Here is a 10,769-nt window from a genome sequence, read left to right on the forward strand (position 1 = left end):
TACGGGGCGCGCGGCCGATTCACGCAGGACGTGTTCCGCAATGGCGTCCAATGCGACAATGATTCATTCGGTGATCCCGCGCCCAATCAAGAAAAACGCTGCTACATCAAGCAGTAAGTGATCGGGCTATCGCCTGCGGGACATCTAAAGCGCGTCGCGTTGAAGCGAATTCTTGCGACGCGCTTTAGGCCCTTGTTTTCATGCACGTCATTGTCTGAAAACCGAGGCCCCTTTTGGGGCGACATGCATTAGGGATGGAACGGCCTGATGGCTCCGCGAGCCTCAATGTCTCAACCCTTCGCCAGCAGTGCCTCGACCTCCTGCAACGTCGGCATCGACGGCGCCGTGCCCGGGCGCGTCACCGAAATGCCGGCGACGGCGCAGGCGAAGCGCACCGCCTGCAGCGGCTCCACGCCTCGCGACAGCGCTGCGGCAAAGCCGCCGTTGAAAGCATCCCCAGCACCGGTGGTTTCGACCACCGGCCCGGCACTGATGGCGGGGACATGGTCGGAGCGGTCCTTCGAGTGCAGCAGCGCGCCCTTGTCGCCGAGCGTGACAATGACCGTGCCGACGCCCTTTTCAAGCAGCTTGCCGGCGGCGGCGCGCGCCTCATCGACCGAAGAAACTTTCAGTCCGGTCAATTCCTCCGTCTCGGTCTCGTTCGGCGTGAGATAGTCGCAGAGCGTATAGATGCGGTCCGGAAGCTTTGCCGCGGGAGCGGGGTTGAGGATGGTCGTCACCCCTGCCCCGCGCGCGATCTCAAGCGCCCTGAGCGCCGCGTCGATCGGCTGCTCGAGCTGCGTGACGAAGACGCCGGCGCCACGAATCAAATCCCCGTTGGCCTCGATATCGGCCGACGAGATCAGCATGGCGGCGCCAGGGCTGACGATGATGGCGTTGTTGCCGCTGCCCTCCTCGACGAAGATGTAGGCAGCACCGGTATAGCTGTCCGGCGTGTCGATGACGGCGCTTTTCACGCCGGCATCCTTCCAGGTCCGCTTGGCCATGTCGGCGAAGGCATCGACACCAAGCCGGGTCAGGAAGGTGGTGTCGGCGCCGAGCTTGCCGGCGGCAACGGCCTGGTTCGACCCTTTGCCGCCAGGGCCCAGCTTGAACGAATTGCCGAGGATCGTCTCGCCCATACGCGGCTGGCGATCCGCGCGATAGGCGGTGTCGGCGACAAAGACACCCAAAATGACGACAGGCTTGCCGGTGGCCATGCTGCTACTCCGCATCCGGCGGCACGACGCCCTTGCGGAAGGCRAAGCAGCCATAGAAGCGGCGTTCGCCGGTCTGGATGACGCAATAGGCCTGCTTGGCGCGCTCATAGAAGGCATAGCGCTCGACGGAAATCATCGGCCAGGCCTTGCCTTCGGCCTTGTCGATCTCCTTTTGCACTTCCTGCTGCACCGGCGGGATCTCATCCGGCTTGCCGACGATTTCCATGCGCGCAGCGGAGTCATCGACGAATGTGTCCAGGGGATAAAGCGACAACACCGCCTTCACTACCTCGGCGGCCGATGCATCGATGCGCAGCAGCTTGCCGTGAACGGTCTGCTTTGCCACCGAATCCGACGGAAAATTGGTGTCGGCGATGATCAGGTCATCGCCATGGCCCATCGCCCGCAATGCCTGCAGCACGTCGGCATTGAGCAGCGGATTGATGCCTTTGAGCATGATAGTCCTCGTGAAGTGCGTTTGTGATCAGAGACGCTTGCCGGTCTCGGCGTCGAAAAGATGGACCTGGTCGAGCCTCGGCTTCAGGGTCAACGTGTCCCCGGGCTTGAAGTCGTGGCGTTCACGGAACAGCGCCACCATCTCGCCCTCGCCGAAGCGCAGGAACACCAGCGTTTCCGAGCCGGTCGGCTCGACCACCGAAATCTTCGCCGGCACGCCATCGGGATGGATCTCCAGATGTTCCGGGCGCACGCCATAGACGACAGCCTGCCCGTCCTGCGCCGCGCTATTGGGGGCAATCGGGAACAGCGTGCCAGCGATCTCAACGCCCGGTTTGTCGCCCTTGCGCATGATGCCCTTGAGCAGGTTCATCGACGGCGAGCCGATGAAGCCGGCGACAAACAAATTGGCCGGCCGGTCGAACAGTTCCAGCGGCGCGCCGACCTGCTCGATGCGGCCGTCACGCATGACGACGATCTTGTCGGCCATGGTCATCGCCTCGATCTGGTCGTGGGTGACGTAGATCGTGGTGGTCTTCAGCCGCTGGTGCAGTTCCTTGATCTCGGTGCGCATCTGCACGCGCAGCTTGGCGTCGAGATTGCTGAGCGGCTCATCGAACAGGAACACCTGCGGATTGCGCACGATGGCGCGGCCCATGGCGACGCGCTGGCGCTGGCCGCCCGAGAGCTGCCGGGGATAGCGCTTCAGATAGGGATTGAGATCGAGAATGTCGGCGGCGCGCTTGACCCGCTCGGCGACTTCGGCCGGATCGGTTTTGCGCAGCTTGAGGGCAAAGGCCATGTTCTGCTCCACCGTCTTGTGCGGATAGAGCGCATAGTTCTGGAACACCATGGCGATGTCGCGCTTGGCCGGCGGCAGATGATTGACGACGCGGTCGCCGATGGCGATCGTGCCGCCGGAAACGGTCTCCAGCCCGGCCACCATTCTGAGCAGCGTGGACTTGCCGCARCCSGASGGSCCRACCAGCACCACGAACTGTCCGTCGGCGATGTCGACGCTGACCTCATGCAGAACCTGGACGGTTCCAAACGCCTTGGCCACCTTGCTGATTGCGACTTGAGCCATCGTCCTCCCTCTCGTTGCCGTGAAGCTAGCCAACGCCAACGGCAAGGGCAAGTCAGTCTCTTATAGATAAAAATCCATTCTCGTTGACACGGCATCCCGTTGTGCGAATAGTGATGGTTGCCAATCCGAATGCCGGACCTTTCACCCGGAAAGCGGAACTCCAGGCGACGCAGGGTGGGGTCCCACGTCCCCGTTTTATCGAGGAGAACCGCCGACGTCTCGGCGTCCGAAATATTGGCATATCAATTCACGGCTTTGTTCTGGGAGGAATGGTAGATGAGAGTCGATCTTTACGAGAAAATGGTCCGCGCGGGAGCCACCCGACGCGACTTATTGAAGGGTGCGGCCAGCATGGCCGCTATCGCCGCCGCATCCGGCGCCGGGCTTGGCGCGTTCACACGTCCCRCCTCCGCCGCCAGCGAGCTGCGCACGAAAATCCTGCAAATCCCTGGCGTCGGCAAGGGTCAGCCTACCGACGCCGACTTCCAGAAGGTCGGTGAGCTCTGCCTCGATGCGACCAAGACCAATGTCAAGGAAGGCGAATTCGCCGGCGTCGAGCTGACCTTCATGGGCCTCAACAACCAGAACCTGCACAATGTGCTGTTCCGCGGCTTCCTGAAGCCATGGGAGACCTATACCGGCGCCAAGATCAACTGGATCGATCTGGCACAGGCGGATTACAATGCCCGCCTGCAGCAGTCGATTGCCACCGGAACCGTCGACTTCGACATTGCCGAGATGGGCGCGCCGTTCGAAGGCGATGTCTGCGGCAAGGGGCTCACTTCGGAAATGCCCGACTGGGTCAAGAAACAGATCGATATCGACGATCTCGTCAATTATCTGAAGCCGCCGGTCGGCACCTGGGACGGCAAGCAATATCGCGTGACGATTGACGGCGACACGCACAATTTCAACTACCGCACCGACGTGTTTGCCGATGCCGACCTCGCCAAGCAGTGGAAGGACGGCGGCGGTGCCGGCGAATGGGGCGTGCCGAAGACCTGGCAGCAGGTGCAGGCCGTGACCAAGTTCCTCAAGGGCAAGAAATTCAAGGGCCAGGATGTCTATGGCTATCTCGATGCGCCCAAGCCCTGGGGCGGTTTCGGCTTCTACTTCCTTGGCAGCCGCGCCAGCGCCTACGCCAAGCATCCCGACGACAAGGCGTGGCTGTTCGACGCCGATACGATGAAGCCACGTGTCAACAACCCGGCCTGGGTGCGCGCCATCCAGGACGTCATTGACGCTTTGCCGTCTGAACCCGCCGACCAGATCAACGCCGACCCGAACACCACCGGCTTCCAGCAGTTCCTGGCCGGCACCGGCTCGATGATCCCCTGGTGGGGCGATATCGGCTCCAACGTCAAAACCAACGATTCGTCTGTGATTGGCGATCTTTGCGGCTTCGACATCCTGCCGGGGTCGGATGACGTCTACAATTCCAAGACCGGAAAATGGGACAAGCTGCCGGGCGGACCTAACTACGCGCCGAACCTCGCCTATCTCGGCTGGGGCGTTTATGTCATGGCCCGCGTCGACAGCGATCCGAAGAAGCAAAAGGCCGCGTGGAGCGCAGCGGCGCATCTCGGTGGCAAGGATCTGGCGATCTGGACGGCGATGTATCCGTCGGGCTTCCAGTGCTACCGCAACAGCCAGCACGACATCGACGAATGGGTGGCCGCCGGCTACGACAAGGCATTCATCACGAGCTACCTGGATTCCCAGTTCAACTCCTACAACCATCCGAACGGCGCGATCGAGCCGCGCATCCCCGGCATCTTCCAGTACTACAGYGCYGCCGAGGACATCYTGGCCAACACCTTCGCCGGCAAGATGAAGGCACAGGAAGGCGCCGAYGCCATCGCCGCCGCCTGGGARAAGCTCACYGACCAGATCGGCCGTGAAAAGCAGATCAAGCTCTACAAGGCCTCACTCGGCGTGTAGACAGACCCATGATAGGATCACGGCCCGGCGGCACATCGTCGTCGGGCCGCATTTTGACCGGTTCCTGCCGGTCATTTCTGCAGAAGAGGCGAGAGGCGTGGCTGACCAGACTTCGACCACGAATGCGTGGCCGGCAAATTCGGCACCAATCGATCTGATTCCGCCTGGCCGCAAACGCCTCGGCAGGGCACTGATGGCAGCGGCGACGTTCGGCCTACTGGCAACGATCCTTGTTCAAATCCTTTACAAGAGCGAGGTCGACACGATCGGCTTCGAGACATGGCGTCCCGTCGTCTACGCCTATGTGCTGTGGGGCGTGGCGATCGGCATCGGCCAGGTGCTGACGCGTGGCGAGGACGGCCAGCGCGCGCTGTTTCTGCTGCCGGCGCTGCTCTTCACCATCGCCATGGTGATCTTCCCGACGCTGTTCGGTTTCTACATCGCGCTTACCGACTGGAACCTCAGCTCATTTGCCGGCCGAAAATTCAACGGGCTCGACAATTTCTGGCAGATGCTGGGCGATCCCTATTACCGCAATGCGCTGTTCAACATGGTGCTCTACGTGCTCGCCATTCTGGTTGAATACGTGATTGCCTTCGGCCTTGCGCTGTTGCTCAACGCGCAGATCCGCGCGCGAAAGTTTTTCCGTGTCGTCTTCCTGATGCCGCTGATGCTGTCGCCGGTCGCGGTGTCGTGGATGGTCGGCAAATCGCTGATGGAATATCGGTTCGGGCCGGCAGCGACACTCGCGCGCTATCTCGGCTGGGAAAACCCGGCCTTCTTCAGTGATCCGATCACCGCCCGAATCTCGATCATGGTGCTCGATGCCTGGACCTTCATCCCGTTCATGATGATCATGCTGCTGGCCGGCCTGCAGGCCATGTCGCGCGAGGTGCTGGAGGCCGCACGGGTCGACGGCGCCAATGCCTGGCAGACCTTCTGGCAGGTCACCTTCCCGCTGATGCTGCCGGTGTCGGTGACGGCGGTCATCCTGCGTATCATCTTCAAGCTGAAGCTCGCCGACATCATCATCACGGTGACTTCGGGCGGGCCCGGCGGCGCCACCGATTCCGTCTCCAGCTTCATCTACCGCGAGTACCGCGACCGCTCGAATGTCGGTTACGGCACCATGCTGGCGATGGCCTATCTGGTCATCATCGTCGTGTTCGTGACCTGGCTGCTGAAATTCGCCAACCGCTTCGTGCGCAACGTCAACTGAGCGGTGGGATCATGAGCGTTCAAACCACCGAATACACCGTTTCCGAAATCCGCTCGCCGGCGAGCTTCATCACCAGCCGCTTCTTCATCTATGGCGCGCTGGTGTTCTGGGCCTTCATCTGCCTGTTCCCGATCTACTGGACGCTAACGACCTCGTTCAAATCGGCGGTCGATGTCACGCAAGGCCACCTSATCCCSTTCGTCGAYTTCCARCCGGACTGGAAGGGCTGGCGYTCGCTYGGCCTGTCGCCGGAYTCGATCTTCCRGACSTCSACGGTGCGCGACGAGTTCYTCAAGCGCTTCATGAATTCGGTCATCACCTCGGTTGGCGCGTCGAGCCTTGCCATCGTCATCGGCAGCCTCGCCGCCTACGGGCTGACGCGCTACCGCTACAAGTTCGCCTGGTTCAAGAACGAAGACATCTCGTTCTTCTTCCTGTCGCAGCTGATCCTGCCGCCTGTGGTGCTGGCACTGCCCTTCCTGGTGCTTTACCGGGAAGTCGGCCTGCTCGACACGCGCATCGGGCTGATCCTGCTCTACACGCTGATGGTGCTGCCGATCGTCATCTGGATCATGCGCGACCAGTTCAACTCGATCCCCGTCGAGCTCGAGGAAGCGGCCCTCGTCGATGGCCTGTCGATCTGGGGCGCCTTCTTCCGCATCGTCATGCCGATCGCGCTGCCGGGCATGGTCGCCGCCTTCATCCTGGCGATGGTGCTGTGCTGGAACGAGTATTTCTTCGCCGCCCTTTTGACCTCTACCGATGCCAAGACCATTCCCGTCATGGTGGCGAGCCAGACCGGATCGCAAGGCATCAACTGGTGGTCGATGGCAGCGCTCGCCACCGCGGCCATAGCGCCGCTGGCGGTTATCGGCATAGCGCTGGAACGTTACCTGATCATGGGCATGACGGCGGGAGCCGTGAAGTAATCATGGCCGGCCCATATTGGTTCGCACGCAACATCCGCGTCGGCTATGTCGGCCGCGACCGCTACGGCAAAGGCGTCATGCCGATCGCCTGGCAGGGCAGCGCCGTCATCGCCGGCTTTGTGTTGGCGATGCTCTGCGGCGGCCTGCTCATGGCTCTGGTGGGTTTCTATGCCAACCACGTTGCGCTTGGCATAGCCCTCTACGTCATCCTGGCAATCGCCGGCGGCGGCACCTTCATCTGGGCCGTAGCGACCAAAAGCGATCCGGACAAGTCGATTGCCGAATACAGGGCCGCGCGAAACCGCACTTGAAGTGCGAGATCATGCCCCGGGGGCGGTTTGCGATCCCAGAAATACGGATTTTATCCGGTCGCGAAACATCTCCGCAGTTGCGGTGGTGCCGAAATCCCGCGTCTCGAATCGCTCGCCTGTCACCGTCGTCAGAACAACAGTGTAGGTCGGGCTACCGCTGTCCCACTCGATCGTGCGAAAGCTGAAATCAGCGATGTCATCTGGCCGCAGATGATGCCGGCGCAAAAAGATCGGGTTGCGCAGCACAATGTCGATACGACCACGCCTGACGATCCATCGCACTGCCGGACTGAAGAGCGCAGCGTGCATGACCGGGATGCCAATCGCATACGCGCCCAGGACAATGAACAGGAAGAAAGGGCTGAATACAGTCGGCGGCCACACGCCGCGAAAGAGTTCCCATGTCGGCATGACAATGCAGAAGAGGCCAGCAAGGCCCAGGAACAGGCGCTTGGCGACGTGCATGGGAATGTCGTGCCGCAATCGCCCGTCGCTGCCGATCTCGTCCATCCGTCGCCCCGCTGACGCGACCATGCCGACCGAAAATGAAAAAGGTGTAACCTCGCCGTGAGATTACTTTCCTGAAAGCGTTACGCGCAGGTGATCCATGATCATCGCGACGCCCTTTTGCCCCAGTTCGGCCGACGCGTCCGTGGCGGTCGCCGTGTACCAGCCGGTGTTGTCGGCGAAGCGGGCGGCATCGACAGCCTCCGGACATAGCGCCAGCATCAGCGATGTCTCGCCGATGCCGGCATGGTCGAACGGGTACTTGCCGTTCATCGCCGCCGGCATCAGCGGATGCACCTGCACCCAATTGAAAAAGTTTTCGCCCGCGGCATGTCCGGCATAATAGTCGGCCATCGTCTCGGAGCCCCACCAGCCCTCGCCGCGCTGCTTCTCGAGGAAACGGAAGATCGCCTGCCGGCCGGCGGTCTTGAAGGCGAGATCGGTCGGCATGCCGGCGGCGAAGTTTTCGGTCTGGTGATGGATGATGGCGTGGATGTTGCGGAAGCCGATGCGTAGCAGGCTGTAGAACAGCTCCTCGCCGAACGGCGCCAGTTGATTGCCGCCGACCTGCACCGAACCCGTGCCCTCCGGTCGCGCCACGGCGTAGCTCGCCGCGCCATAATAGAAGGGCGGCAGGATGACGACGTCCCTCTCCTTCTCGAACAGTTCCAGCGTCTTGATGACGGCCAGCGTGTCCATGCCGACGGCCATGTGCTCGCCATGGTATTCGAGCACGCCGAGCGGCAGGGCGACCGGCCAATTCTGCGCGATCGCCTTGCGGATCTGGTGTGGCAGCATCAGTTCATAGCGCATGGTCTATTCCATGTTGGTGTGGCGGGCGCGCATGGCTTGCGGCGACGCGCCGGTCAGGGATTTGAGCTTCAGCACCATCACCTCGAACAGCAGGAACAGCGCRCCTTCGAACACCGAGCCCATCGGCAGSACMGAYGTCTTTTSCGGCCCCTGGTCRYKGGCCATGGTCTGSGCCGGGATGAGCAGCGTGAAGTCGGCCCGCTTTGCCGCGCTGCCTTCGGCCTGAGCGGTCAACAGCAGGTTGGTTGCACCGGCATCGCGCGCGACCTGCATCAAGGTCAGCACCGTCGAAGTTTCTCCCGGCCCGGAACTGGCCAGGAAGACGTCGCCTGGGCCCAGCGGCGGCGTGGTCATGTCGCCGACCACCGAGACCGGCAGGCCGAGGTGATAGAGCCGCATGGCGAAACCCTTGACCTGCAAGGCCTCGCGGCCGCAGCCATAGACGACGATCTGTTTGGCTTCGGCCAACATCTTGCAGGCGGCGTCGATCTGGCCTTCATCCACGCGCGCCAGCACGGCGCCGAGTTCGTCGAGCGCGGTTGCAAACAGGTTTTCGTTCTTGTCGTTCACCGCAAACCTGCCCTCAAATGTCCACGAACAGCTTGATTTCGTTCATGCTAGCAACCGCGAAAATGCGTGTCCAACGCTCTCCAGCGCTTTTGCCTGATCACAGGCATGATAGTGTCATGTCAGACAAATCAAGCCAGGACATACCAGGACATGAAGACACGGCATTTCGACCGCATCGGCAATGGCGGCATCACCTTTACCGAGCTCGGCTTCGGCACGGCGCCGCTCGGCAATCTCTACCGCGCCGTCTCCGACGAGGATGCCAATGCCACGCTCGATGCCGCCTGGGCGACCGGCTGCCGCTACTACGACACCGCGCCGCTCTACGGGCTCGGCCTGTCGGAAACACGCCTCAACCCGTTCCTGCGCAGCAAGAAGCGCGACGACTACGTGCTGTCGAGCAAGGTCGGCCGCCTGATGCGCGCCTGCCCGCCGGAAGAGCGCACGGGCATCGGCAAGTTCTTCGACACGCCGTCTCGCCGGGAAGTCTACGACTACAGCTATGACGGCGTCATGCGCTCGTTCGAAGCCTCGCTCGAGCGGCTTGGCGTCGACCGGATCGACATCCTGTTCGTGCACGATGTCGACATCTTCACCCATGGCAGCAAGGAGGCGTCCGACCAGCGCATCGATGAATTCATGCGCTCGGGCTATTACGGGCTGCTGTCGCTGCGCGACCAGGGCGTCATCAAGGCGTTCGGCGGCGGCATCAACGAATGGCAGGTTGCCCAGACGCTGGCCGAGCGCGGCGATTTCGACCTGTTCCTGCTTGCCGGGCGCTACACGCTGCTGGAACAGGAGGCGCTGACATCCTTTCTGCCGCTCTGCCAGAAGCGCGGCATCGGCATCGTGCTGGGAGGMCCCTACAATTCCGGCATCCTGGCRACMGGACCSAAGCCGGGYGCCTACTACAACTATTCAGAAGCGCCGAAGGACATTCTCGAGCGGGTCGCCGGCATCGAGTCAGTCTGCAAACGCCACGGCGTCAGGTTGATCGAGGCGGCGCTTCAGTTTCCGGCGCTGCATCCCTCGGTCGTCTCGGTGATCCCCGGTGGCCAGCGGCCAAGCGAGGTCGAAAGCAACCGGTCACTGCTTGACGCGAAGCTGCCAGCGGCGCTGTGGGCCGACCTCAAGAAGGAAGGCTTGATGCGCGCGGATGCGCCGACCGCATAACCCCACGCGTCGGCGTCGGGCCAAAAAATGAAAAGCCGGGCGAGCCCGGCTTTTCTGTCTCTGAAAAGAAAAACGCGTTTAGTTGACTGCGTCCTTGAGGCCTTTGCCGGCGGAAAACTTCGGCACGGTGCGTGCCGGGATCTTCACTTCGGCGCCGGTCTGCGGGTTGCGGCCGGTTGAGGCCGCACGCTTTGACACGGTGAAATTGCCAAAGCCGACAAGCCGGACATCGCCGCCCTTCTTCAGTTCGCCGGTGATCACGGAAAATACCGCATCGACCGCCGACTGCGCGTCACCCTTCGAAATGCTCGCGGCGTCGGCGACAGCGGRCACCAGTTCGTTMTTGTTCATAAAAATTCCCTTCCATGAGAACACCGGAACTAACGACTCATCCGGCAGGAAACGGACTTTAGAAAGAAGCGTTCCCGCAACCAAGTCGAAAAGGCAGGAAAAAAGCGGAAAAAGCCCGGAAATGGTGGGTTCTTCACATGAAAAAGCCGGGCGCGAGGCCCGGCTTTCCGTTTGTGCACTGCAACTTTAGCA

12 protein-coding genes are annotated in these 10,769 nt (G+C 61.9%); 5 read left to right on the forward strand and 7 right to left on the reverse strand.

All coding sequences use genetic code 11. The features are described from left to right. Positions 1–290: 290 nt before the first annotated feature. Genes rbsK through AC1DX0_RS23410 form a run of 3 tightly spaced genes read right to left on the reverse strand, consistent with a single transcriptional unit; the run spans position 291 to position 2,763 of the window. Positions 291–1,220, reverse strand: a complete 930-nt coding sequence (rbsK, locus tag AC1DX0_RS23400) for a ribokinase (RefSeq protein WP_477221226.1) — start codon at positions 1,218–1,220, stop codon at positions 291–293. 4 nt (positions 1,221–1,224) lie between these two features. Beyond that, positions 1,225–1,677: an RbsD/FucU family protein gene (locus AC1DX0_RS23405; RefSeq protein WP_477221225.1), complete on the reverse strand. Its 453-nt coding sequence runs from the start codon at positions 1,675–1,677 to the stop codon at positions 1,225–1,227. Positions 1,678–1,704: 27 nt separating this feature from the next. Continuing rightward, positions 1,705–2,763, reverse strand: a complete 1,059-nt coding sequence (locus AC1DX0_RS23410; protein ID WP_477221224.1) for an ABC transporter ATP-binding protein — start codon at positions 2,761–2,763, stop codon at positions 1,705–1,707. A gap of 276 nt (positions 2,764–3,039) precedes the next feature. Here AC1DX0_RS23410 and AC1DX0_RS23415 point away from each other — a divergent pair, with 276 nt between their 5' ends. The 4 genes from AC1DX0_RS23415 to AC1DX0_RS23430 all read left to right on the forward strand — a co-directional run bounded on the left by AC1DX0_RS23415 (position 3,040) and on the right by AC1DX0_RS23430 (position 7,163). Next, positions 3,040–4,704 (forward strand): type 2 periplasmic-binding domain-containing protein, encoded by a 1,665-nt coding sequence (locus AC1DX0_RS23415; protein ID WP_477356997.1) that lies wholly within the window; start codon positions 3,040–3,042, stop codon positions 4,702–4,704. A 97-nt stretch (positions 4,705–4,801) separates the two neighbouring features. Then, positions 4,802–5,923: a carbohydrate ABC transporter permease gene (locus AC1DX0_RS23420; protein ID WP_477221222.1), complete on the forward strand. Its 1,122-nt coding sequence runs from the start codon at positions 4,802–4,804 to the stop codon at positions 5,921–5,923. 11 nt (positions 5,924–5,934) lie between these two features. Further along, positions 5,935–6,852 (forward strand): carbohydrate ABC transporter permease, encoded by a 918-nt coding sequence (locus AC1DX0_RS23425; protein ID WP_477356999.1) that lies wholly within the window; start codon positions 5,935–5,937, stop codon positions 6,850–6,852. Between the two features lie 2 nt (positions 6,853–6,854). Then, the gene (locus AC1DX0_RS23430; protein ID WP_477221220.1) at positions 6,855–7,163 is read left to right on the forward strand and encodes a hypothetical protein; all 309 of its coding nucleotides are present in this window, start codon (positions 6,855–6,857) and stop codon (positions 7,161–7,163) included. A 9-nt stretch (positions 7,164–7,172) separates the two neighbouring features. Here the strand turns inward: AC1DX0_RS23430 and AC1DX0_RS23435 are convergent, their stop codons facing one another. The 3 genes from AC1DX0_RS23435 to AC1DX0_RS23445 all read right to left on the reverse strand — a co-directional run bounded on the left by AC1DX0_RS23435 (position 7,173) and on the right by AC1DX0_RS23445 (position 9,053). Next, entirely contained in the window at positions 7,173–7,673 is a 501-nt protein-coding gene (locus tag AC1DX0_RS23435) for a hypothetical protein (RefSeq protein WP_477221219.1), read from the reverse strand. Between the two features lie 63 nt (positions 7,674–7,736). Then, complete coding sequence (locus AC1DX0_RS23440; RefSeq protein ID WP_477221218.1) at positions 7,737–8,483, reverse strand: creatininase family protein; 747 nt, start codon at positions 8,481–8,483, stop codon at positions 7,737–7,739. Between the two features lie 3 nt (positions 8,484–8,486). Then, positions 8,487–9,053, reverse strand: a complete 567-nt coding sequence (locus tag AC1DX0_RS23445; RefSeq protein WP_477357000.1) for an SIS domain-containing protein — start codon at positions 9,051–9,053, stop codon at positions 8,487–8,489. Positions 9,054–9,203: 150 nt separating this feature from the next. Here AC1DX0_RS23445 and AC1DX0_RS23450 point away from each other — a divergent pair, with 150 nt between their 5' ends. Further along, entirely contained in the window at positions 9,204–10,226 is a 1,023-nt protein-coding gene (locus AC1DX0_RS23450) for an aldo/keto reductase (protein WP_477221216.1), read from the forward strand. 78 nt (positions 10,227–10,304) lie between these two features. On the opposite strand, the gene AC1DX0_RS23455 is transcribed toward AC1DX0_RS23450, so the two are convergent. Beyond that, positions 10,305–10,577: an HU family DNA-binding protein gene (locus tag AC1DX0_RS23455; protein ID WP_477357002.1), complete on the reverse strand. Its 273-nt coding sequence runs from the start codon at positions 10,575–10,577 to the stop codon at positions 10,305–10,307. Between the last annotated feature and the right edge of the window lie 192 nt (positions 10,578–10,769).

The sequence above is a fragment of the Mesorhizobium sp. P3_A9 genome, assembly GCF_056402975.1.